The 22,279-nt window shown below is 71.6% G+C and carries 25 protein-coding genes; 15 read left to right on the forward strand and 10 right to left on the reverse strand.

Translation table 11 applies throughout. The features are described 5' to 3' along the window. Positions 1–192 precede the first annotated feature (192 nt). From FK530_RS10725 to FK530_RS10745, 5 genes are all read left to right on the forward strand, one after another. The gene (locus FK530_RS10725; RefSeq protein WP_146487017.1) at positions 193–483 is read left to right on the forward strand and encodes a DUF503 domain-containing protein; all 291 of its coding nucleotides are present in this window, start codon (positions 193–195) and stop codon (positions 481–483) included. A 124-nt stretch (positions 484–607) separates the two neighbouring features. Next, positions 608–1,075, forward strand: coding sequence for a 30S ribosome-binding factor RbfA (rbfA, locus tag FK530_RS10730; protein ID WP_146487018.1), 468 nt, complete (start codon positions 608–610; stop codon positions 1,073–1,075). Then, positions 1,072–2,016 (forward strand): DHH family phosphoesterase, encoded by a 945-nt coding sequence (locus FK530_RS10735; RefSeq protein WP_146487019.1) that lies wholly within the window; start codon positions 1,072–1,074, stop codon positions 2,014–2,016. The genes rbfA and FK530_RS10735 overlap by 4 nt, the downstream gene beginning before the upstream one ends. Before the next feature lie 21 nt (positions 2,017–2,037). Continuing rightward, positions 2,038–3,396: an MATE family efflux transporter gene (locus tag FK530_RS10740; RefSeq protein WP_146487020.1), complete on the forward strand. Its 1,359-nt coding sequence runs from the start codon at positions 2,038–2,040 to the stop codon at positions 3,394–3,396. Between the two features lie 40 nt (positions 3,397–3,436). Next, positions 3,437–3,871 (forward strand): hypothetical protein, encoded by a 435-nt coding sequence (locus FK530_RS10745; RefSeq protein WP_146487021.1) that lies wholly within the window; start codon positions 3,437–3,439, stop codon positions 3,869–3,871. Positions 3,872–3,958: 87 nt separating this feature from the next. On the opposite strand, the gene fmdA is transcribed toward FK530_RS10745, so the two are convergent. Next, positions 3,959–5,215, reverse strand: coding sequence for a formamidase (fmdA, locus tag FK530_RS10750; RefSeq protein ID WP_146487022.1), 1,257 nt, complete (start codon positions 5,213–5,215; stop codon positions 3,959–3,961). A 36-nt stretch (positions 5,216–5,251) separates the two neighbouring features. Beyond that, complete coding sequence (locus FK530_RS10755) at positions 5,252–5,554, reverse strand: FmdB family zinc ribbon protein (protein ID WP_146487023.1); 303 nt, start codon at positions 5,552–5,554, stop codon at positions 5,252–5,254. Positions 5,555–5,634: 80 nt separating this feature from the next. Between FK530_RS10755 and FK530_RS10760 the strand changes: the two genes are divergently transcribed. Then, the gene (locus tag FK530_RS10760) at positions 5,635–6,045 is read left to right on the forward strand and encodes an HNH endonuclease (RefSeq protein WP_166443280.1); all 411 of its coding nucleotides are present in this window, start codon (positions 5,635–5,637) and stop codon (positions 6,043–6,045) included. Between the two features lie 16 nt (positions 6,046–6,061). On the opposite strand, the gene FK530_RS10765 is transcribed toward FK530_RS10760, so the two are convergent. The 3 genes from FK530_RS10765 to FK530_RS10775 all read right to left on the reverse strand — a co-directional run bounded on the left by FK530_RS10765 (position 6,062) and on the right by FK530_RS10775 (position 9,700). Then, positions 6,062–7,783, reverse strand: a complete 1,722-nt coding sequence (locus tag FK530_RS10765) for a purine-cytosine permease family protein (RefSeq protein ID WP_146487024.1) — start codon at positions 7,781–7,783, stop codon at positions 6,062–6,064. A 95-nt stretch (positions 7,784–7,878) separates the two neighbouring features. Continuing rightward, on the reverse strand, positions 7,879–8,691 hold the full coding sequence (locus FK530_RS10770; protein ID WP_146487025.1) for an ion transporter: 813 nt from the start codon (positions 8,689–8,691) through the stop codon (positions 7,879–7,881). 70 nt (positions 8,692–8,761) lie between these two features. Then, positions 8,762–9,700 (reverse strand): ABC transporter substrate-binding protein, encoded by a 939-nt coding sequence (locus FK530_RS10775; RefSeq protein WP_191834289.1) that lies wholly within the window; start codon positions 9,698–9,700, stop codon positions 8,762–8,764. 116 nt (positions 9,701–9,816) lie between these two features. Between FK530_RS10775 and FK530_RS10780 the strand changes: the two genes are divergently transcribed. The 3 genes from FK530_RS10780 to truB are packed head-to-tail and all read left to right on the forward strand — an operon-like array spanning position 9,817 to position 12,408. Then, the gene (locus tag FK530_RS10780; protein WP_146487026.1) at positions 9,817–10,830 is read left to right on the forward strand and encodes a metallophosphoesterase family protein; all 1,014 of its coding nucleotides are present in this window, start codon (positions 9,817–9,819) and stop codon (positions 10,828–10,830) included. Then, the gene (locus FK530_RS10785; protein WP_146487281.1) at positions 10,830–11,501 is read left to right on the forward strand and encodes a 4'-phosphopantetheinyl transferase family protein; all 672 of its coding nucleotides are present in this window, start codon (positions 10,830–10,832) and stop codon (positions 11,499–11,501) included. The genes FK530_RS10780 and FK530_RS10785 overlap by 1 nt, the downstream gene beginning before the upstream one ends. A 1-nt stretch (position 11,502) precedes the next feature. Next, positions 11,503–12,408, forward strand: coding sequence for a tRNA pseudouridine(55) synthase TruB (gene truB, locus FK530_RS10790; RefSeq protein WP_146487027.1), 906 nt, complete (start codon positions 11,503–11,505; stop codon positions 12,406–12,408). A gap of 5 nt (positions 12,409–12,413) precedes the next feature. Here the strand turns inward: truB and FK530_RS10795 are convergent, their stop codons facing one another. Then, positions 12,414–13,535 carry a GNAT family N-acetyltransferase gene (locus FK530_RS10795; RefSeq protein WP_146487028.1) on the reverse strand — a complete coding sequence of 374 codons (1,122 nt, stop codon included), beginning with the start codon at positions 13,533–13,535 and terminating at the stop codon, positions 12,414–12,416. Positions 13,536–13,603: 68 nt separating this feature from the next. After that, positions 13,604–14,746 (reverse strand): citrate/2-methylcitrate synthase, encoded by a 1,143-nt coding sequence (locus FK530_RS10800; protein ID WP_146487029.1) that lies wholly within the window; start codon positions 14,744–14,746, stop codon positions 13,604–13,606. 54 nt (positions 14,747–14,800) lie between these two features. Here FK530_RS10800 and FK530_RS10805 point away from each other — a divergent pair, with 54 nt between their 5' ends. Genes FK530_RS10805 through FK530_RS10815 form a run of 3 tightly spaced genes read left to right on the forward strand, consistent with a single transcriptional unit; the run spans position 14,801 to position 17,608 of the window. Next, the gene (locus tag FK530_RS10805) at positions 14,801–15,874 is read left to right on the forward strand and encodes a citrate/2-methylcitrate synthase (protein ID WP_146487030.1); all 1,074 of its coding nucleotides are present in this window, start codon (positions 14,801–14,803) and stop codon (positions 15,872–15,874) included. A 43-nt stretch (positions 15,875–15,917) separates the two neighbouring features. Continuing rightward, complete coding sequence (locus FK530_RS10810; RefSeq protein WP_146487031.1) at positions 15,918–16,940, forward strand: ABC transporter substrate-binding protein; 1,023 nt, start codon at positions 15,918–15,920, stop codon at positions 16,938–16,940. Then, on the forward strand, positions 16,937–17,608 hold the full coding sequence (locus FK530_RS10815; protein ID WP_146487032.1) for a DNA alkylation repair protein: 672 nt from the start codon (positions 16,937–16,939) through the stop codon (positions 17,606–17,608). The genes FK530_RS10810 and FK530_RS10815 overlap by 4 nt, the downstream gene beginning before the upstream one ends. Here the strand turns inward: FK530_RS10815 and FK530_RS10820 are convergent. Further along, positions 17,595–18,788: a Cmx/CmrA family chloramphenicol efflux MFS transporter gene (locus tag FK530_RS10820; RefSeq protein ID WP_146487033.1), complete on the reverse strand. Its 1,194-nt coding sequence runs from the start codon at positions 18,786–18,788 to the stop codon at positions 17,595–17,597. The two genes, FK530_RS10815 and FK530_RS10820, sit on opposite strands and share 14 nt — an antisense overlap. Continuing rightward, positions 18,788–19,543: an SDR family oxidoreductase gene (locus FK530_RS10825; protein WP_146487034.1), complete on the reverse strand. Its 756-nt coding sequence runs from the start codon at positions 19,541–19,543 to the stop codon at positions 18,788–18,790. The genes FK530_RS10820 and FK530_RS10825 overlap by 1 nt, the downstream gene beginning before the upstream one ends. Before the next feature lie 79 nt (positions 19,544–19,622). On the opposite strand from FK530_RS10825, the gene FK530_RS10830 reads away from it, so the two are divergent. Next, on the forward strand, positions 19,623–20,222 hold the full coding sequence (locus FK530_RS10830) for a TetR/AcrR family transcriptional regulator (protein ID WP_146487035.1): 600 nt from the start codon (positions 19,623–19,625) through the stop codon (positions 20,220–20,222). Here the strand turns inward: FK530_RS10830 and FK530_RS10835 are convergent. Further along, entirely contained in the window at positions 20,212–20,910 is a 699-nt protein-coding gene (locus FK530_RS10835; RefSeq protein WP_231706586.1) for a metal-dependent transcriptional regulator, read from the reverse strand. The genes FK530_RS10830 and FK530_RS10835 overlap by 11 nt on opposite strands. Positions 20,911–20,944: 34 nt before the next feature. Between FK530_RS10835 and FK530_RS10840 the strand changes: the two genes are divergently transcribed. Continuing rightward, on the forward strand, positions 20,945–21,907 hold the full coding sequence (locus FK530_RS10840) for a bifunctional riboflavin kinase/FAD synthetase (RefSeq protein ID WP_146487036.1): 963 nt from the start codon (positions 20,945–20,947) through the stop codon (positions 21,905–21,907). A gap of 89 nt (positions 21,908–21,996) precedes the next feature. Next, positions 21,997–22,266, forward strand: a complete 270-nt coding sequence (gene rpsO / locus FK530_RS10845; protein ID WP_068535417.1) for a 30S ribosomal protein S15 — start codon at positions 21,997–21,999, stop codon at positions 22,264–22,266. Positions 22,267–22,279 lie beyond the last annotated feature (13 nt).

The following is a 22,279-nucleotide window of genomic DNA, read 5'->3' on the forward strand; positions in this document are numbered from 1 at the left end:
CGACCGAGGTCCGCGAGGGCTACGAATGCGGTCTGACGCTCTCGTACTCCGACATCAAGATCGGCGACGTCATCGAGACCTACGAACTGGTCGAGAAGCCGCGCGACTGAGTTACCCCGGCCGGGTGCGGCCGGCGCTATCCCGCGCCGGCCGCACCCGCCCGCTTATCCCCGGGGCCGGGTGGCCCGACTGATGTTCACAGGTGTCATTGAGATAGATCTGCTCCTGGGCGACGTGCATTCGCTCAAGCACAAGCGTTCCGTCGTCCGGCCCATCCTGGCCGAGTTGCGGCGGTTCTCCGTCAGCGCGGCCGAGGTGGGCCATCAGGATCTGCACCGCCGGGCGCTCGTCGGCGTCGGGCTCGTGGGCCCGGATGCGGGCCACGTCGGGGAGGTCCTCGATCATTGCGAACGTGCGGTCGCCGGCCACCCCGAGGTGGAACTGCTGTCGGTGCGGCGGCGTCTCTGGGGCCCGGAGGACTGAACGTTGAGTGTGGTCGACGCAGGTGCCGACGCCGCGGTGCCGCACCGGGATATGCTCGCTGTTCCATCGGTTGAAAACACCGTTCCACCGATTGATCGTTCGACGTGTAAGGGAGGGAATGGCCATGGCTGACCCGGCACGGGCCGCTCGGCTCGCGAAACGGATCGGGACCATCGTCGCGACCGCGATCGAGCACGACATCAAGGATCCGCGGCTCGACTACGTGACGGTCACCGACACCAGGGTGACCAACGATCTGCACGACGCGACGGTCTTCTACACGGTCATGGGCCCGACGCTCGACGTCGAGCCCGACTACGAGGCGGCCGCGGCCGGCCTGGAGAAGGCCCGCGGCCAGCTCCGGAGCAAGGTCGGCGCCGGTACCGGCGTGCGCTTCACGCCGACGCTCCGGTTCGAGCTGGACGGGGTGCCCGCCGCCGTCGCGAACATGGAGGCGCTGCTCGCCAAGGCGCGCGAGCAGGACGAGCGGGTCGCCGCCGTCGCCGCCACCGCGAAGCCCGCCGGCGAGGCGGACCCCTACAAGCACGACGACGAGGACGCCGACGACGAACCGGACAGGGACGAGCGGTGACGGACGCCGCAGCGGCCGCCGCGGCGGCGCTGGACGGTGCGCGCAGCGTGGCGATCTACTGCCACGTGCGCCCCGACGCCGACACCCTCGGTTCGGGACTCGGCCTCGCGCGAGTACTGCGCGCGGGCGGAGCCGAGGTCACCGTCAGCCACCCGGGCCCGGACCTGCCGTCCGGGATCGGCCTGCTGCCCGGCGTCGACGGCTTCACCGCGCCGCGCGCGGATGCGGAGGTCGGCGTCGCCGTCGACTGCGCGAGCTCGGAGCGTCTCGCGGGCCTAGAGGAGTCGTTCCACGCGCACCCGGTACGGGTGGTCATCGACCACCACGCCACGAACCCCGGGTTCGGCACCGTCGACCTCATCGACGCGAGCGCGAACTGCACCACCGAGCTCGTCCTCGCGGTCGTCGACGCGCTCGGCGCGGAGCTCGACCCCGGGACGGCCGACTGCCTGTACGCCGGGCTGATCACGGACACCGGCTCGTTCCGGTGGGCGACGCCCGCGGGACACGTCATGGCGAGCCGGCTGCTCGCCGCCGGCGCCCGCGGCCGCGAGCTGTCGCGCGACCTGCTCGACAGCCATCCGCGCGACTGGTTCGCGATGGTCGCCTCGGTACTCGGATCCGCCACGGCGGTTCCCCAGGCCTTCGGCGGCCGGGGCGCCGTGTACGCCGTGTGCCGCGCGGAGGATCGCGGGCCGCTCGGCTGGGACGCCGCGGAGTCGCTCATCGACCTCCTGCGCACCGCCGAGGACTGCGAGGTCGCGGCCCTGTTCAAGGAGAGCGACAGCGGCGAGTGGTCCGCCTCGCTCCGGGCGCGGACCGACCTCGACGTCTCCGAACTCGCGCGGGGCTTCGGCGGTGGCGGTCACCGTCTGGCCGCGGGCTATTCCGCCACCGGCTCCGGCGACGACGTCGTCGCCGCCTTCCTCGCCCGGGTCTGATCCGCGCATGACGGGATACGCGTGAGCGAGACCGCCGTCGTGCCCGCCGGACTCGGCAGGCGCATCATCGGGCAGGCCCTGCCCGCGCTCGGGGTCCTCGCCGCCGAGCCGCTGTACCTGTTGTGGGACACCGCCGTCATCGGCCGGTCGGGCGCGCTGCCCCTGGCCGGCCTCGCCGTGGGCGGGCTCATCCTCGCGACCGTCTCGACCCAGCTGACCTTCCTCTCGTACGGCACCACCTCGCGGTCGGCTCGGCGCTACGGCGCGGGCGACCCCGGCGGCGCGGTCGTCGAGGGCGTGCAGGCGACGTGGATCGCGCTGGCCGTCGGCGGCGTGCTGCTGGCGCTGGTGCAGGGCTTCGCGGGCCCTGTGACGCGGGCCGTCGCGGGGCGGCCGGAGATCGCCGAGGCCGCCGAGTCGTGGCTTCGGGTGGCCGCGTTCGGCATCCCGCTGATCCTCGTCACCATGGCCGGCAACGGCTGGCTCCGCGGGGTGCAACGCCCACGCGCGCCGCTGGTCTTCGTCCTCGTGGGGCTGGGCCTGTCGACGGTGCTGTGTCCCGTGCTGGTCTTCGGCTGGGGTGGTGCACCGGAACTGGGGCTCGTCGGCTCCGCGTGGGCCAACCTCGCGGGACAGATCGTGAGCGGCCTGCTCTTCCTCGGGGCGGTCGTGCGCGCGGCGAGCGTGAGCGCGGGCGCGGGTGGGGTCGCGGCGCTGCGGCCGCGGCCCGACCTGGTGCGCGCGCAACTGGTGCTGGGGCGCGACCTGATCGTGCGCAGCCTCTCCTTCCAGATCTGCTTCGTCTCCGCCGGCGCCGTGGCCGCGCGGGCGGGCGCGCAGTACGTGGGTGCCCACCAGATCGCGATGCAGCTGTGGAACTTCGTGGCGCTCGTGCTCGACTCGCTGGCCATCGCGGCGCAGACACTGGTGGGCGCTGCCCTCGGCGCGGGGAACACCGGCGCGGCCCGTTCCCTCGGGAGGCGCGTCACCGCGTGGTCCACGGCCTTCGCCGTGGGGATCGCCGCAGCGCTCGCCGCGGTGCACGGCGTCCTGCCGCGCCTCTTCACCACCGATGCCGCGGTCCTCGACGCCCTCCGCGTGCCGTGGTGGTTCCTCGTCGGGATGATCCCGATCGCGGGCGTGGTCTTCGCGCTCGACGGGGTACTGCTCGGCGCGTCCGACGCCGCGTTCCTCCGGTCGGCGACGATGGCCGCCGCCCTCGTCGGCTTCCTCCCGCTGATCTGGTTGTCCTACGCCTTCGGCTGGGGGCTCGCCGGCATCTGGTCCGGCCTCGCGACGTTCATGGTGCTGCGCTGCGCCGCCGTGGTCGCGCGCTTCCTGGGCCACCGGTGGGAGCGGGTGGGCACCGCGCCGGTGTGACGGCTTGCATTGCGGCCCTGAATACGGTCCTATGTTGCACATGGCATTCACTGTGATTACGACCACGGCCGCGTTCCGTAGGACCCTCGCCGGTGCGGCGGTCGTCGCGGCGTGCGGTGCGGCTGTCGCCTGCGCCCCGTCGGACCCCGAGTCGGTGCCCTCGTTCACCGTGAATCCGTCGGCGGCGCAGAGTGCGCCGACGAGCTCGTCGTCCGCGCCGGCCACGTCCTCCGCCGCGGCGTCGGCGACCACCACACCCGCCCCCGCTCCGACGGTCACGCAGGAGCAGCCCGCGGGCGGTGGCGCGCAGTACACGCCGCCGACCACGACCTACCCGACCGCGGAGACCACCACGGCCGCGCCGACCACGACGCAGGCGTACCCGACCACCGTGGTGATCCCGCCGGCGATCCAGCTGCCCCCGGGGGCTCCCCGCACCATCACCATTCCACCGGGGCTGCCGATCCCGCACTGACGGTCGCGCCCGGATCCGCGCACGTCGCGGCCCCGGGGCGCGGCGTGCGGATCCGCCGCCACCGCGCCTCCGGGGCCGGGCGCGAGGTCAGCGCGCGGCGCGCGGCGCCCCCTGGCCCGGGTCGATCCGCGCCGGGCCGTCCTTGCCGGGTGTGACGTCGAAATCGAAGATCGACGTCGGGATGTACACCGTGGCACAGGAGTTCGGGATGTCGACGACGCCCGACAGGCGGCCCTCGATCGGCGCCGCACCGAGCAGCAGGTAGGCCTGCTCCGGGCTGTAGCCGAACTTCGTGAGGTAGTCGATCGCGTGCAGGCAGGCGCGCTGGTACGCGAGATGGCTGTCGAGATAGCGCTGTTCGCCGTCCAGGGTCACCGACGTGCCCGAGAAGGCGAGGAACTGCTCGTACCGCGGGCCCACGTCGCCGCCGGGCAGGAAGATCGCGTTCTCGCTGACGCCGTAGGTCTCCATGCCGCCGGAGATGATGTCGACGTGCAGGTCGATGAAGCCGCCCATCTCGATGGCGCCGCAGAAGGTGATCTCGCCGTCGCCCTGGCTGAAATGCAGGTCGCCCACCGAGAGGTTCGCCCCGTCCACGAAGACCGGGTAGAAGACGCGGGTGCCGCGGGTCAGGTTCTTGATGTCCTGATTGCCGCCGTTCTCGCGCGGCGGCGCGGTGCGGGCGGCCTCCGCGGCGGCCGCGGTGAAGGCGTCGCCGGTGAGGGTGCCGAGGATCGCGTCGTTCGGCTCGGGCGGCAGCGCGAGCGGCGGCACGCGGTCGGGATCGGTCGCGATGAGCGCGGCCTCGCGGGCGTTCCACCGCGCCAGCAGGTCCTTCGACGGCGCCGTGCCCATCAGGCCCGGGTGGATGATGCCGGTGAAGCTGACGTGCGGCACGTGCCGCGACGTCGCCGTGTGGCCGGTGAAGTCCCAGATCGCCTTGTAGGCGTCCGGGAACTGGTCGGTGAGGAAGCCGCCGCCGTTCTCCTTGGCGAAGATGCCCGTGTACCCCCAGCCCTGGCCGGCCAGCGGCCCGCTGTCCTCCTGCGGGATCGGGCCCACGTCCACGATGTCGACGATGAGCAGGTCGCCCGGCTTGGCACCCTCCACCGCGATCGGCCCCGACAGCGTGTGCACCGTCGTCAGCGGGGCGTTGAGGATGTCCTCCGCCGAGTCGTCGTTGTGAATGGCACCGTCGAACCACTCCCGGCAGTGCACGCGGAAGGTGTCGCCGGGCTTGACCGTGACCGCCGGCGGGATGGCGTAGTGCCACCGGTTGTGGCCGATCTTCTCCTGGTCGGTGAACTTCTTACTGGAATCGAGCGGAAAGACGACTTCGGGCATGGAGCGGGCCTTTCTTGACGTTCGGTTTTCCTGGGTTCAGGGTCGGGGGAGGCGTGCGTGCAGGGGGTTCGACGGTCCCCGGCTGGGCCGGGGCGCGCCGCCGCTCCCCGTCAGTGAGCCGCCGGCAGGCGCGGCGACCACCGCCGGCCGCTCCGCGGTCGCCTTGGTGGCGTCGAGCAGCTTCATCGCGCCGGAAGCGCCACTGCCGAGCCGGGGCGCGGTGATGCCGCGACGCGCCGAAGCGCCGCAGTCACATGCCGTGGTCGCGGGGACCTCGCGCATGCTGAAGACGGCGTCGAAGGGTCCGCAACTGCTGCAGCGGAATTCATAGGTGGGCATGAGTGGACCGTATTCCTTTCGTCCGGTTCCCGAGGGGAAACTACCGAATCGGTATCGTCTTGCGTGAGTACGGTGTGTCCGTGCCCCCGAAGTCGACGCCGCCGCGCGCGCGGACCCGCAAGGCCAGGATCGCCCGCCGTCGCGCGAACCGCGTGGCCGCCGCCGACAACGACCTGACCGGTGCCCAGTGGGCCGAGCTGCTCGAGCTGTGGGGCGTGTGCGCCTACTGCGGGGGTGAGGGCCCGTTCCAGAAGGACTGCGTCCTCCCGATCTCGCGCGGCGGCCGCTACACCCAGCAGAACGTGGTGCCCGCGTGCCGCTCCTGCAACGCGAGCAAGTGCAACTCCGAGGTCACGGGGTGGATGCGGCGCAAGAAGCTCGACGAGCGGGCCTTCCTGCAGGGGCACGCCGAGATCCTCCTGCACCTGCGGGAGCGGAACGACGACGACGGCGCACCGACCGGGGAGGTCGGCGCACCGTCGGCGATGTGAGCAGGGCCGGACGGCGCTACGTCACCGGCGGATCGGCGGGGAGCACGTGCGTGCCCGACTTGTCCGTCGACAGCGCCAGCGAGCTGATGTACTGCTTCTCGCCGCCGGGGCCGGGAACCGCGGAGGCCAGCATGTCGGGCCGCTCGAACTCGATCCCGGTCACGCAGCACAGGAGCTTCTCGCCCGACGGGTTGCCGTCCTCGTCGAACATCGGCAGGTCGATGCCGTCGTCGCCGCGGCGCAGGTAGTACTTGCCGCGGGTCGCGACCGCCAGCACGGGCGGCAGGACGAGCGCCAGGACCAGGGCGACGAGCGGCGAGTAGGGCTGGATGCCCGAACCCAACAGCCCGAAGAACGCGGCGATGGACAGCCCGCCGGCCACGACGACGGAGACGAAGCCGACGGGGTTGACGCTGTAGAGCATGCCCCGGCGGAACTCCGGATCCTTCGGCGAGATCTTCAGCAGGTACTTGTTGATCGCGATGTCGCTGGCGACGGCCACGATCCACGCGATGCCGCAGTTGGCGTAGAAGCCGAGGATCGAGTTGAGGAAGCTGAACATGTCGGCCTCCATGAGCACCAGCGCGATCGCCACGTTCAGGACCACGAAGACGAGACGGCCCGGGTAGGTCTTGGTGACGCGGGTGAAGCTGTTCGTCCACGCCAACGAGCCCGAGTAGGCGTTGGTGACGTTGATCTTGATCTGGCTGATCACCACGAGGATCACGGCCAGGGTGACGGCGAGCCAGCCCGGCAGGAAGTCCTTGTAGATCTCCACGAACTGGTGCACGGGCTCGTTGGCGATGCCGGCGTTGTCCGCGGTCTGCGCGATCAGATAGACGGCGAGGAAGAGGCCCACGACCTGCTTGGCGGCGCCGAAGACGACCCAGCCGGGCCCGGCGGTGAGCATGGCGGTCCACCAGGCGCGGCGGTTCTCGGCGGTCTTGGGCGGCATGAAGCGCAGGTAGTCGATCTGCTCCGCGATCTGCGCGATGAGCGACAGGCACACGCCCGCGGCGAGCATGGTGCCGGCGAGGCTCACGCCGTGCCCGGCCGGGGTCGCGGACAGGACGTTCCCGGCGCCGTCGCGCACGATGTCGGTGCCCGAGTAGGCGAAGAAGTCACCGATGGCCTCCGGGTGGCGCAGGAGCAGGTAGGCGAACGGCAGCACCATCATCACGAGCCAGATGGGGGTGGTCCACACCTGCAGCTTCGCGAGGGTGTTCATACCGTAGATCACCAGCGGGATCACGAGAACGGAACTCACCAGGTAGCCCACGGGCAGCGGGATCCCCAGGCCGAGCTTGAGTCCCTGCGCCATGATCGCGCCCTCGAGCGCGAAGAAGATGAACGTGAACGAGGCGAAGATGACGTTCGTGAGGACCGAGCCGTAGTAGCCGAAGCCGCTGCCGCGGGTGATGAGGTCGAGGTCGATGTTGTACCGCGCCGCGTAGTAGGACAGCGGCAGTCCCGTTGCCATGATGACGATCGCGAAGAAGCCGATGCCCAGGAGCGCATTGCCGGTGCCGCCGGCGATGCCGATGTTCGCGCCGATCGCGAAGTCGGCGAGGTAGGCGATGCCGCCCAGCGCCGACGTGGCGACCACGGCGGGCCCCCATTTGCGGTAGCTGCGCGGCGCGAAGCGCAGGGTGTAGTCCTCGAGCGTCTCGCGCGCGGCGGCGTCGCGGAGCGCGGACGACGGTGCGCCCTCGGCCTCCGCGGGTTGCAGTGCGGTCACGGTTGTCCCTTCCGGCCCGCACCGCCCGGTGCGGGGTTGGGAGAAATCGTGCTGCCGCGGCGTTCGGCGGGGGTGACTGCGCCGTAACGGATCGGTTACGGGGCCGGGCGCGGTGTGACGGAGGTGTTTCCCGGTCGCGCCCGCGTCTCCGCATCCTCCTTGCGTTTGACCGAGTCCCGGATCTGGTCGATGTTCTCCCGCAGCATGTCGGCCACCAGTTCGTCGGTCCGCTCGTCGGCGAGCACCTGCAGGACCATGCGGAAGGTGGTGTCGACGATGAGCTGGATGATCTCGTCGTGGAACGGGATGTACTTGACGCGCTTGGTCTGCGGATCGTTCTTGATGGTCTCCAGGATCATGCCGCTCATCTCGGCCTTGTTCTCCTCGAGCGCGGCCGCGATGTTCTTGGTGTAGTGGCCGGACTTGAGCACCTCCGCGACCTCGTCGAGCACGGCCACCGTGATCGGGCGCTTGACGGCGTCCACCACGGTGTCGGTCGCCCGGTTCACGACCGCCGCGGTGATCCGGTCGCCGTAGAGCCGGTCGATCGCCCGTGCGAGGCGGGCCAGAGCGACGGCGATGCGGATCAGCCGGAACAGGCGCGGTGCGGGGTTCGGGACGAGCAGCGCCGGGATCATGCCGAGGATCTCGTACCAGTTGACCAGGAGGAAGCGGTGGTGCCAGCCGACCTGCCGCCAGCGCCACAGGAACTCGGCTGCGAAGATCGCGCAGATCACCGCGTCGACGATCAGTACCGTCCGCAGGGTCGTGGGGGAGACATCGAAGAAGGTGATCCAGACGATCAGGCCGACCGAGACGAAGGCCAGGGCGACCATGGCCCAGTCCGTCCACAGGACGGGTGGTTTCCGCGGATAGGGCGCGAGTCGTGCGTCGGTCGAGGCGTTCATCGCGTCCGAGACTACTGAGCGGCGAGCGCGGGGGAGGGCGGTCCGTGCGGACCACCCCGCTGCGCGCGGGTCAGGCCCTCGGTGTCACGAGCCGCTGCACGTCGTCGATGATGCGCCCGGCGCCGAGCACGCCGATGCCGACCATCCACGTCTCGTCCTCGACCGCGAAGGCCCGATGCGCGGCGACCGCCGGCAGTGCGCCCCAGCGGCCGGTGACGGCTGCCGTGGTCGCCGCGGCGTTGGCGCCCTGCGTGTAGAAGACCGTGTCGCCGTCGATCTCGGCGAAGTTCTCCAGCGAGGTCTCGATCATCGAGTACTCGCCCCAGGTCTTCTGCGGCAGGGAGAAGCCCATCGCCGCGATCACGCTGCCGGAGAAGGTCTCGGGGCCGTAGAGGCGGAAGCCGTTGGCGCGGAATCGGACGATCGACAGGGTGGTGCCGGAGGCGCCGACCTGCCTCCCGACAGCGGCGGCGCGCGCGTCGAGCTCGGCGAGCCGGGTCGTCATCTCCGCCGTGCGGTTCACGGCGTCCGCGGTGATGTTCGCCTGTTCCTTCCAGTTGGTGCCCGTCTCGACGGAGAAGACCGTCGGGGCGATGCCGGACAGCTGGGCGTACATCTTCTCGTGGCGCACCGTGGATCCGATGATCAGGTCGGGCCGGAGTGCGGCGATCTGCTCGACGTTCGGCGTCGTGGTGGATCCCACCGAGGTGGTGCCGCCGAGCCTGTCCCGCAGGTAGCCGGGGAAGCCGTCGTTCGCGGCGGAGACGGTGGCGCCGACCGGCGCGATGCCCAGCGCCACCAGGGCGTCCAGGTGCGGCGAGTCGATGACGACGACCCGCTTCGGCGCGACGGGGACGGTCGTTTCGCCCATCGCGTGCCGCACGACGCGGGTGGCCGCCGCACCGTCGTCGGAGGTGGTCGATCCGCAGCCCACCAGCGCGGCGGCGGTCGCCGCGGCGAGGGCGGCGGTGAGGAAGCGGCGGCGGTTCGGTCCCGATGCGATCGTCATGCCGGAAAGATAACATTTGGTTAGGCTTGCCTAGGCAAATGGCGGACAGTCGCTGGCAGACCGTTGGGGCGCGACGCCGGACGGACGTCGCCCGGTGCTCCCGGTAGCGTGGAGGGGTGGCGAAGCTCTGGGCGATCAGTGACCTGCACGTGGGGCACCGCGGCAACGAGGGGATCGTCGACAGGATCCGGCCCGCATCGTCCGACGACTGGCTGATCCTGGCCGGCGACCTGTGTGAACGCACCGACCAGCTCGACGAGGTGCTCGCCGCGCTCGTGCCGCGGTTCGCGAAGCTGATCTGGGTACCGGGCAACCACGAGCTGTACACCACCTCGAAGGACCCGATGCAGGTCTTCGGCGGGGCGCGGTACGACCATCTCGTGGAGATCTGCCGGCATCACGGCGTGCTCACCCCGGAGGACCCGTTCCCCGTCTTCGACGACCCCGACGCGGGACCGGTCACGATCGTGCCGATGTTCCTGCTCTACGACTACACCTTCCGCGACGAGGGGCTCACCACGCTGCAGGCCCTGGCCCGCGCGAAGGACAAGAGCGTCGTCGCCACCGACGAGTTCCTCCTCTCGCCCGAGCCCTACGCGACCCGCGACGCCTGGTGTCGGGCCCGGATCGAGTACACCCGGCGCCGCCTCGCTGCACTGCCCGCCGGCACCCGCACCGTGCTCGTGAACCACTGGCCGCTGCGCCGCGAGCCCACCGAGGTGCTGTTCTACCCGGACTTCGCGCTGTGGTGCGGCACGACCGCGACCCGGGACTGGCACACGCGCTACAACGCCGAGGCGGTCGTGTACGGCCACCTGCACATCCCGCGCACCACCTGGTACGACGACGTGCGGTTCGAGGAGGTCTCCGTGGGGTACCCGCGGGAGTGGCAGGAGCGGGGCCTGCCCGAGCCCCTGCTGCGCCGGATCCTGCCGGCCCCGGAGTACACCGAGGAGTCGCTCGGTCACTACGGCGTGCACTTCGAGGTGGACCCGAAGTACCGCGACGACCCGGAGAAGTTCGCCGCCGAACGCGCGGCGGCACAGGAGCGGCTGAGCGACCGCCGCGTCGCCGCCCGGGAGCGGATCGCCGAGCGCCGGGCGGCGCGGGCGAAGGAGGGGGAGAAGTGATCCTGCAGTCCATGCTCCCGCGCGGCGTCGTCGCGCGGGAGGCACACGGCGACGTCGATGCGCCGCTGCACCCGCGCGAGGCGGCGCAGATCGCCAGAGCCGTGCCCAAGCGGCAGGCCGAGTACGCGACGGTGCGCCACCTCGCCCGGGAGGCCCTGGGCGAGTTGGGTATCGGCGATGCCGTTCTCGTCAAGGGAGACGGCGGCGGCGTGGACTGGCCGCGCAACGTGGTCGGTGCGCTCACGCACTGCGACGGCTACCGCGGCGCGGTCGTGGGTTACCGGATGGGGGTGCGCACCGTCGGGATCGACGCCGAGCCGCACCTCGCGCTCCCGGACAAGGTGCTCCCCACGGTCTCGCTCGAGTCCGAGCGGGAGGTGCTCGCGGCGCGCCCCGACGACGGGCTGCACTGGGACCGGCTCCTGTTCTGCGCCAAGGAGGCGACGTACAAGGCGTGGAACCCGATCACCGGGCGCTGGCTGGGATTCGAGGACGCCGAGATCACCTTCGACCTCACCGACCGCACGGACGACGGCACCGCGGCGGGCACGTTCACCTCCCGCATCCTCATCGACGGGCGGACGACCGACGGCGGGGCTCCCCTCGCCGTGCTCGACGGCCGGTGGCGGATCACCGACGGCCTCATCGTGACCTCGATCGCGGTGGTGTGAGATGGCATCCAGCAGAGGCTTTCTCGAACCCGCCGGCGCGGGGCTCGTCATCGTCGACAAGCCCTCGGGCCTGACCAGCCACGACGTCGTCGCGCGCTGCCGTCGCGCCATGAGTACCCGCAAGGTCGGGCACGCCGGCACCCTCGACCCCATGGCCACCGGTGTCCTCGTCATCGGCATCGAACGCGCCACCAAGCTCCTGGGCCACTTGGCGCTGACCACCAAGGCCTACTCGGCCACCGTCCGGCTCGGCGCCGCCACCACGACCGACGACGCCGAGGGGGAGATCACGGGCGGCGCGTCCGCCGCGGCGCTCGCCGAGGACGCCGTGCGGTCCGCGATGGCACCCCTCACCGGCGGGATCGAGCAGGTCCCGTCGACCGTGAGCGCCATCAAGGTGGACGGCAAGCGCGCCCACCAGTTGGCCCGCGAGGGCGCCGACGTGCAGCTCAAGGCCCGGCCCGTCACCGTCGACGAGTTCGCGGCGCACGCCTTCCGCCGCGAGGGCGAGTTCCTCGACGTGGACGTGACCGTCGAGTGCTCGTCCGGCACGTACGTGCGCGCTCTTGCCCGCGACCTGGGGACCGCGCTCGGCGTGGGCGGCCACCTCACCGCCCTGCGCCGCACCCGCGTCGGTCCGTACGGGCTCGATCACGCGATCACCCTCGACGAGCTCTTCGAGACGCCGCGCCTCTCGTACGGCATCGACGAGGCGATCGCCGCGGGCTTCGCGACGCGGGAGATCACCGAGGAGCAGGCCGTCGACCTGGCTCTCGGCCGGTGGCTCGACCCCGTCGGGATGCCCGGCGTGTACGCGGCGGTCACCCACGACGGTCGGGCCTTCGCCCTACTCCAGGAGAGCGGTAAGCGCGCGAGCTCCGTTTTCGTCGTGCGGCCATCCGCCTGACGCGGCTACCCGTCGTCGCGGAGGCGGGTCCAGCTCTCCCGCGGTGAGCCCTCGTCGCCGATCGTCGGCAATGTCGGCCCCTCGGAGGAGAATCCGACCGCGGTGAGGGCGTCGTGTGCGAGGGCGTGCCGGTCGGCCAGCGCGATCGTGAGGCGCCGGGTGTCCTGGTGCTCCGCCAGGGCGCGGCAGGCCGCGACAAGGACCGCCGTCGCGATCGTCGCCTGTGCATCCGTGCGCAGCCAGTCGATGATCGTGGTCGTCGAGCTGCCCCCGTCGACGTGTACCTGCAGCGCACCGATCGGCGCCCCGTCGACGGTGACCGGGTAGCGGCCGCCGTGGGGCGCACCGAACCCGATGTCGAGTCCGTCGTCGGTGTGCAGCAGCGCGGGGAGCGCCCTCGTCTGCGCGGTCGGGCCCGCGGCGCGCCGTGCGCGCAAGCGCCGGACGGAGATCCGCGCCAGGTCCACCGCGGCGCGGGCAGGCGGGCGCGGCGCGCGACTGGCCGGCATCGGCTGCGGGTCGACGGAGGCGACGATAGCCTGAAGATCGCGGCGGGTCTCCGGGGTGTTGTACCGGACGTAGATGGTGTGATCGGCGGGTTCGCCCTTGTAGTCGCGCAGCGATCGCGCGGTCTGCAGGTAGGTGAAGCCCAGCGCCTTTGCCAGCGCGAGCGAGCCGCGGTTCTCGACGGGCTGCACGGCGAGCAACGCCGTGACCCGGGGGTCCGCGAACGTGTCGAGAACGTTCACCGCCGACAACCACAGCGTGATCGCCTTCGAATCGGGCAGGCCTGCGACCCAGGTGAGCGATTCGGCGTGGCCGGAGCGCGGGTCGGGGCCGCGCATCGACTGCTGGCCGACCACCCGTTGTCCGGTTTCGTCGTCGACGGTCAGTACGCGCGAGACGAGGACGTCCGCGGCGGCGCGGGCGTCCCACCACTCCTCCGCCCAGGCGGTGGCGGAATGGCGGTCCTCCCAGGACACGTGGGGGTCGTGGAAGGCATCGTGCAGTCGCTTCTCGTGCTCGAGATTGGTCCGCCGCCACGACGCGGCGTCGGCGAGCCGAAGGGACCGCAACTCGACCACGTGATCGCCGATTCGGTACCGTCCGGCATTCGTCCTCATCATGACGTTATGTCATTGCAACGACCTGGAAGGTGCTCAACCTCGGGGCCGGTTTCGGCGGAACGTCGCGTTCAGGCCGCAGGGACGGGGAGCGGGCCGGTGTACCGGGCCGAGGGGCGGATGATCTTGCCCTGACGCACCTGCTCGAGCACGTTCGCCGTCCAGCCGACGACGCGGGCGACGCCGAAGGTGGGCGTGAACATCGACGGCGGCAGACCGACCTCGCCCATCACCACGCCGGCGTAGTACTCGACGTTCGCGTAGAGCCGCCGGCCCGGCTTGAGCTCGTTGATGGCGGTCTCGATCTCCGTCTCCACCCGCAGGGCCTGGCGGACCAGGGGTGAGTCGTACCGACGGGCGACGCCCTTGAGCAGCTCTGATCGCGGATCGTGCGTGCGGTAGACGGCGTGCCCGAAACCCATGATGCGCTCGTCGCGCCCGATCTTGCCGCGGACCCACTCGCGGGTGTTCGACGGGTCGCCGATCTCGTCGAGCGCCGCCAGCGCACGGCTCGGCGCACCGCCGTGCAGCGGGCCGAGGAAGGCGCCCAGTGCGCCGAGTAGGCAGGACGTCATGTCCGAGCCGGTCGAGGCGATCACTCGGCCGGCGAAGGTCGAGGCGTTGAAGCCGTGGTCGATGGTCGCGACGAGGTAGGTCTGCAGCGCCGCGGCGTCGGCGGGATCGGTGTTCCCCGTGGCCATCCGGAGGTAGTCGGCCGCGTGCCCGGCGTCCGGGTCGGCTTCCGCGGGTTCCTCGCCCCGGGCCAGCCGGTGCGCCGCCGCGAGGATCGTCGGCGTCACGGCCGCGGATCGCAGCGCCGCCGCCGTCCGCTCGTCCTCCGGCAGGTCCATGAGGGGCCGGTCGCCGAGCCCGAGGGCGGCGAGCGCCACGCGCAGCGCGTGCATGGGCTCGGTCCCGGAGTCGACGGTCGCGCGCAGCAGGTCGACGGTGCGCCCGTCGAGGGGGCGGAGCGCGCCCACCTGCTTGCGGAAGGTGTCGTCGGCAATGCCGCTGTCGGCGTCTCCGGCCCCCTCGGGCACGGTGCCGAACAGCATGAGGTGCCACGCGTCCTCGAAGGAGACGGTCCGTGCGAGTGCGGTCGCATCGTGGCCGCGGTAGTGGAAGAAGCCCTCCTCACCTCGGACGTCGCCGAGTTCGGTGTCGGTCACGATGACGTTCTTGAGCCCCGCCGGGGCGATGAGCGGTGTGGTCATGGCACGAGTGTGAGCGATGTTGATCAACACTTGCAATGTTGATTGAATCAACCCGTGGACAGGTGGATCACGACCTCCGAGGCGGCGGAACGCCTCGGGGTCAAGCGCGGGACGCTGTACTCCTACGTCAGCCGCGGTGTGCTGCATTCACGGCGCATGCCGGGACAGGCGGAGTCGCTCTTCGACCGCACGCAGGTGGATTCGTTGGCGGCGGCCAAGCACGACGGCCGGCGGGAGGCCGACCGGCTACTGCGGTTCCGCGCCGTGACCACGCGCGTCTCCGCCCTGCGGGGTGACTCACTGCGCCTGCGCGGCCGGCCGATCGCCCGCGTGTGCGCGGAGATGGGCTTCGCTGCGGCGGCGCGCTTCGTCCTCGAGGCCGACGCTGCGGTGCCCCCGCCCGTCGTCGATCTCGCGGCCGCGCGGGCGGTCGTGCTCGAGCGCCGTATCCCGCTGGCGGTGGCGCTGCTCGCGGCGCACGATCCGCTGCGCGCGGATCGGTCCGCGGTCGCCGAGCGCACGCTCGGCCTGCTACCGGTGCTCGCCGAGCTGGTGCCCGAGGTGCGCCTGGAACACCCGTGGGTGCAGGCCCAGTCGACGTGCCTCATCGACAACGGGCTCGCCGCGTCGACCACGGCGGCGCGCGTCGCGGCCTCCTCGCGGGCCGGTCTGTACGACGCCCTCCTCGCCGGCTACGGCGCGATGGCGGGCGTGCTCCACGGCGGGGCCCCCGCCGCCGCGTACGCCATGCTCGGGCGGGTGCTCGAGGGCGGCGATGTGGACGCGGCGATCGCGGACGCGTCGTGGGGCGGCCACCTCGCAGGTTTCGGCCACATCGTCTACACGGGGGAGGATCCGCGGGCCACCGTCGTGCTCGGGATGATGCGCGCCGAACTGCCGGACGCGCCCGCCCTGCAGGCGGTCTCGGTACTCGCCGAGCGGGTCGGCCGGGCGGTGAACATCGACCTGGCGGGCGCGGCCGTCGCGCACGCGCTGGGGCTGCCCGCGCGCGCCACCGAGGTGCTCTTCCAGTACGGGCGCACGGTCGGGATGGCGGCGCACATCGCCGAGGAGTACGAGGAGTCGCCCCTGCGTTGGCGCGGCGCGAACAGCGGCGGCGTGCGCTGAGGGTTGTGGTTCACTAGGTTAGCCGAACCTTAGGAGCTGTCGTATGCCCATCGTCCTTCCGACGGTCCGCCCGACCAGCCGCCGCGACCTCTTCCGCGGGGCCGGCCTGCTCGGCGCCGCAGCCCTCGCCGCCGCGTGCGGGACGGAGGGGAACGCCCCCGAGTCGGGGCGGCGCACCGTCGAACACGTGCGGGGGAGCACGGTCGTCCCCGACGATCCGCAGCGCATCGTCACCGTCGGCTTCAGCGACCAGGACCCCGTGCTCGCGCTCGGCGGGCGCCTCGTCGGCGTCACGGACTGGTACGGGGACTACGAGTACGCGACGTGGCCGTGGGCGCAGATGGCGCTGGGCGATCAGAAACCCACCGTATTGAACAAGGGGAAGTTCACCGGCACACCCGATTACAAGTACGAGGAGATCGCGGCGCTGAAGCCCGACCTGATCCTCGGGTTGTACACGAAGATGAGCCCGGACCAGTTCGAGCAACTCTCGCGGATCGCGCCGACGGTGGGCCCGCCGGCCGGGCACAAGGAGTTCACGGCGCCCTGGGACGTGGCGACCCGGCTCACCGGCGACGCGCTGGGGCGGCGCGACGCCGCCGACCGGGCGATCGCCGCGGTGAACGAGAAGATCGCGCAGGCCCGCGCCGCACATCCGGAGTTCGCCGGGCGCACGGCCCTCGTCGTGGAGCGGTTCAAGCAGGGATCGAGCTTCGTGCGCTCGCCGGGCGACCCGCGGTCGCGACTGCTCGCCGCGCTCGGCTTCACGGTGCCGGAGGTCGCGGGCAGCGCGGGCAGCGGTAACGACGGCGTGGATCTCGCGGACGAGCGGATGGCCGAGCTCGACCAGGACGTGCTGGTGTGGAACGTGGGGAGCGCGCCCTCGCGGAAGGCGGAGGTCGAGGCCCTGCCGATCTACCGGACGGTGCCCGCGGTGCAGGCGGGACGGTCGGTGTTCGTCGACGACCCGCTGGTGTCCGGGGCGTGGACCTGGGGAACCGTGCTGAGCATCCCGACGGTGGTGGACGCACTCGCGAGTAGCATCGCGCCCGTGATGAAGCGATGACGGACCTCGCCGCGGCGATCCGTGCCGAGTTGCGGGCCGCGGCGGACCCCGAGCGCGCGCCGAAGATGCAGGCCTACATGAAGTCCGAGATGCCCTTCCTCGGCGTGCCGGCCCCGGCGGCGCGGTCGATCGCGGCGGCCGCGCGGCGTGCTCATCCCCCTGCGGGCAGGGACGACCTGGTGGCCACCGTCCGCGACCTCTGGGACGGCGCCGAATACCGCGAGGAGCGCTACGCCGCGCAGCACCTGCTGCGGGGCAGGCTCACCAAGGGGCGGCTCGAGCTGCTGCCGCTGCACGAGCACATCGCCGTCACCGGCGCCTGGTGGGACCACGTCGACGAGACCGCCCGCCACATCGCCGATCTCCACGACACGCATCCCGATGAGGCGGCGGCGGTGGTCCGCGCCTGGAGCCGCGGCGAGAACCTCTGGCTGCGCCGCCTCGCGATCATCTCCCAGCTCGGCCGGAAAGACCGGCTCGACACCGAGCTCCTGACGGAGGTGATCGAGCCGGCCCTTCCCGAATCGGAGTTCTTCCTGCGCAAGGCCATCGGCTGGGCGCTGCGCGAGCACGGCAAGACCGATCCGGACTGGGTCCGCGCCTACGTCGCGGCGCACGAGACCGAACTCAGCGGGCTCTCCCGGCGCGAGGCGCTCAAGCACCTGTGAGGCACTCCCGTGGGCGCTCGTCGACGGTGCGGCGCGCGGCGCGGGCCGACGCGGAGTCGGCGATCGCGAGCCCGGCCGCGACCACGGCCAGCGCGGCGCCGGCGAGGGGCAGCGCACGGTAGGAGGCGCCCAGGTCGAGTAGCGTCCCGCCGAGCCACGGCCCGACGGCTATTCCCGCGTTGAAGGCCGCCACCGTGAACGCCGGCGCGAGCGTCGGCGCACCCGGTGCGAGGGCGAAGACCCGCGAGTTCAGCGCCGGATTGGTGACGAATCCCGCCGCGCCGAGCAGTGTCGCTGACAGCGCGGCGAGCGCCGGATGGGTGAGCGTCGCCGCGAGGGCCGCCGAGGCGAGGGCGAGTGCCACGGTGCCGCCGACGAGGACGGACTCGGGTCGGCGGTCCGCGAGACGACCTCCGGCCGCGATCCCCGCGACCGCGCCCACCCCGTAGAGGGCCAGCACGATCGGGACCGTTGCCGGAGCGGCGTGCGCGGTCTCGAGCAGCATCGCCCCGAGATAGCCGAAGGAGATCAGCAGCGCGGCGATCGAGAACGCGGTGATCGCGTACGACAGCCATAGTCGACCGGTGCGCAGCGCCCGGATCTCCTCCCGGGGAAGCGCGGTTGCCGAGGGCGCGACCTCCGCGGGCACCGTCGCCGCGATCGCGATCCCCGCCACGGCCGTCGCGATCGCCACCGCGACGAAGGTCGCGCGCCAGCCCGCGTGCTGGCCGAGCAGGGTCCCCAGCGGGAGTCCGATCACGGTCGCCAGAGTGAGCCCGCCGGCGACGACGCTCATCGCCCGTCCGCGCCGGTCCGCCGGAACCAGCGCGATCGCCGTCGTCGCGGCGACCGACCAGAAGCCCGCGTACACGAAGGCCCCGACGAAGCGGGTCGCGAGCAGGACCGCGAAGGAATCCGTGGCCGCCGCGAGCAGGTGCGTGAGGGCGAAGACGGCGGTGAAGACCAGGAGCGCACGGCGTTTCGGCCAGCGCAGCGTGGCGAGGGCCAACACGGGCGCGCCCACCATCATCCCCAGGGCGAAGCCCGAGATCAGCAGGCCGGCCTGGGGTACGGAGACGTGCAGGTCTGCGGAGAGCTCGGGGATCAGGCCCGCGAGCATGAGCTCCGAGGTGCCCTGGGCGAAGATCCCGAACCCGAGGACGACGATCGCGAGCGGCATCACAGCAGCGACCCGCCGCTCGCGTCGATCCACTGCCCCGTGACCCACCCGGCGGCCTCTGAGACGAGGAAGCCGACCACGCCCGCGACGTCGGCGGGCTGTCCGATCCGCCCGAGCGGGGAGTCCGCGGCCATCGCGGCGCGACCCTCCTCGGTCGCGAGCCGGGCCGCGTTCATCTCGGTGGCGGTCCCGCCCGGGCCGACCGCGTTGACGGTGATCCCGCGCGGCGCGAGCTCCTTGGCCAGGGCGAAGGTCAGCGCGTCGATCGCGGCCTTGGACATCGAATAGGGGAGCAGCGCCGGATTGTAGGAGCCGTGGGTGAACCTCGTGGAGACGTTGACCACCCGCCCGCCGTCCGCGAGCCGGGACAGGCCGTGCTGGAGCACGAAGAACGGGGCGCGGGTGTTGACCGCCAGCACCCGGTCGTAAGTCTCGGGAGTGACATCCGCGAACGGTGTCCTCCCGCCGAGGATCCCGGCGTTGTTGACGACGATGTCCGCGCGCGGGGCGTGCCGGTCGTACTCCTGCCAGAGCGCCGCGGCGGCGCCGTCGGCGGCGAGGTCCGTACCGATCGCGAACGCCCTGCCGCCGTGCTCCGAGATTGCGCGCACCGTCGCCTCCGCCGCGCTCTCGTCTGCGCCGTAGTGGACCGCGACGGTCGCCCCGCGACGCGCCAGATCGTCTGCGATGGCGCGCCCGATGCCGCGGCTCGCGCCCGTGACCAGTGCGTACTTGCCCGTCAAGTCATCGTGCACAGTGGACCTCCTCAATTACGTAGTGAACGCTACGGAAAACCGTAGCAGCAATTCGTAGTGATCGCTATAGAATGAGGTCGTGGCGACGACGACCCGTGGCAGGCCCCGCTCCTTCGATCGGGAGGCGGCCCTCGATGCCGCGGCACGGATCTTCTGGGAGAAGGGCTTCGAGGCGACGTCCATTCGTGACCTCACTGAGCGACTCGGGGTCGAGGCGCCCAGCCTCTACCGCGCCTTCGGTGACAAGCGGACGCTCTTCGAGGAGGCCGTGGCCGTCTACGACCGCACCTACGGCGGCTTCATCGATCGCGCCTTCGCGGAGGAGGTCACGTCGCGCGCCGTCGCGCTCCGGCTGCTGGCGGAGGGGCCGCAACGGTACACCCGCGACGGGCTGCCGCGCGGCTGCCTCGTGGTGAGCGGCGACGCCGGAACGGACGACGCCGAGGTCGCGGGTCACATGATCGCGATGCGCGGCGCCAACGTCGGGAGGTTGGCCGATCTCATCGCGCGCGACGTGGAGTCGGGCGTGCTTCCCGAGTCGGTCGACCCGCTCGCGCTGGCCCGCTTCACCTTCGCCGTCCTGAACGGCCTCGCCGAGGCGGCCAGGGAGGGGGTGCCGGTCGGCGAGTTGGAGGCGGTGGCGGCCGTCGCCGCGGCCGCCTGGCCGGTCAGCTCCTGACCCAGATGGCCTGCGCCGCCACGTCTCCCAGATCCAGCGGAGCGCCGTCGTCGACGGTGACCGCGATGGTCCCGAGGAACTTGCGCAGTTCCACCACCGCGATCCGCGCGTCGGGAGCGATGCCGACCTCCTGGAAGTAGCGCAGCATCTCGGGGTCGGAGTCGGAGATCCGGGCGACGGTGCCGGTCTGGCCGGCGGCGAGCTCGGAGAGGAGGCAGGCGTCGGGCGTGGGGACGGTGCCGTCGGGCTGCGGGATCGGATCGCCGTGGGGGTCGCGATCGGGGTAGCCGAGGCGCTCGTCGAGGCGGGCCAGGAAGCGTTCGGAGACGGCGTGCTCGAGCACCTCCGCCTCGTCGTGCACCTCGTCCCAGCCGTATCCGAGCTCCGAGACGAGGAAGGTCTCGAGGAGCCGGTGCCGGCGCACCATCGCGGTGGCGGCGGTGCGGCCGTCATCGGTGAGCGTGACCGCGCCGTACTTCTCGTGGTCGACCAGCCCCTGGTCGGCGAGCTTGCGGATGGCCTCGGACGCGGTCGAGGCGGAGACACCGAGCGCATCGGCGAGCGACTTGGTGGTGACCTTCACGTCGGACCACTCCTGGGCGGTCCAGATCTGCTTGAGGTAGTCCTGCGTGACCGCGGACAGGTCGCCGACGGGGCGCGGCGAATCGGGCAGGGGAGGCTTGGGCACGCACCCACCATAGGCCGTCCGATAGGGTGAGTGCGTGCTTCGCTGGCGAGGGCTCGATGACGTTCCCGCGGACTGGGGACGCTGTGTTGTGACGATCGGCGTGTTCGACGGTGTACACCGCGGACACGCCCAGTTGATCGCACGAGCGACCGCGGAGGCCCACGAACGTGGCCTCCCCGCGGTCCTCATGACGTTCGACCCGCATCCGGCGGAGGTGGTGCGGCCCGGATCGCATCCGCCGCAGCTCACGACGTTGACGCGGCGGGCGGAGCTCGCCGAGGAGCTGGGCATCGACGTCTTCTGCGTCATGCCCTTCACCGCCACGGTCATGGCGCAGCCGGCCGAGGACTTCGTGCACTCCGTGTTGGTCGAGCGGTTGCATGCCGCCGCCGTCGTGGTGGGCGACAACTTCACCTTCGGCTACCGCGCACTCGGCAACGTCGAGATGCTCGGACGGCTCGGCCACAAGTTCGGGTTCTCCGTGGACGCGGTGCCGCTCCTCACGGAGCATTCGGTGACCTACTCCTCGACGTACATCCGCTCCTGCGTCGACGCGGGCGACGTCAAGGCCGCCGCCGAGGCGCTCGGGCGTCCGCACCGCGTCGAGGGCGTCGTCGTGCGCGGCGACGGGCGCGGCCGCGAGCTCGGTTTCCCGACGGCGAACGTGGCCCCGCCGATGTTCGCGGCGATTCCGGCCGACGGCGTCTACGCGGCCTGGTTCACCGTCCTCGGGCCCGGCCCGGTGGTCGGGCAGGTCACCCCGGGTGAGCGGTATCCCGCCGCGGTCTCCGTCGGCAGCAACCCGACCTTCTCGGGGCGCACCCGCACCGTCGAGGCCTTCGTGCTCGATACCTCCGCCGATCTCTACGGCCAGCACGTCGCCGTGGACTTCGTGGACCGCGTACGGGGAATGGAGCGCTTCGAGTCGGTGGAGGCGCTGCTCGACGCCATGGGCGGCGACGTGGACAAGACCCGCGCGATTCTGGGAATCTCCTGACTCCTGGTATCGTGGCTACTCGTGCCTGCTGCAGTTCGCGGTGGCGGCACGGATCCATGTCGACGCGATACTGAAACAAGGAGCAATCCATGTCGCTCACCACTGAGCAGAAGAAGTCGATCCTGGCCGAGTACGGCCTGCACGAGACCGACACCGGTTCCCCCGAGGCGCAGGTCGCGATGCTGACCAAGCGCATCACCGATCTCACCGAGCACCTCAAGCAGCACAAGCACGATCACCACAGCCGCCGCGGCCTGCTGCTGCTGGTCGGCCGTCGTCGCCGCCTGCTGAAGTACGTCGCCTCGGTCGACATCAACCGCTACCGTTCGCTCATCGAGCGCCTCGGCCTGCGTCGCTGAGAGTCTTCTCCGA

The organism is Tsukamurella conjunctivitidis, assembly GCF_007858475.1.
GTDB lineage: Bacteria > Actinomycetota > Actinomycetes > Mycobacteriales > Mycobacteriaceae > Tsukamurella > Tsukamurella conjunctivitidis.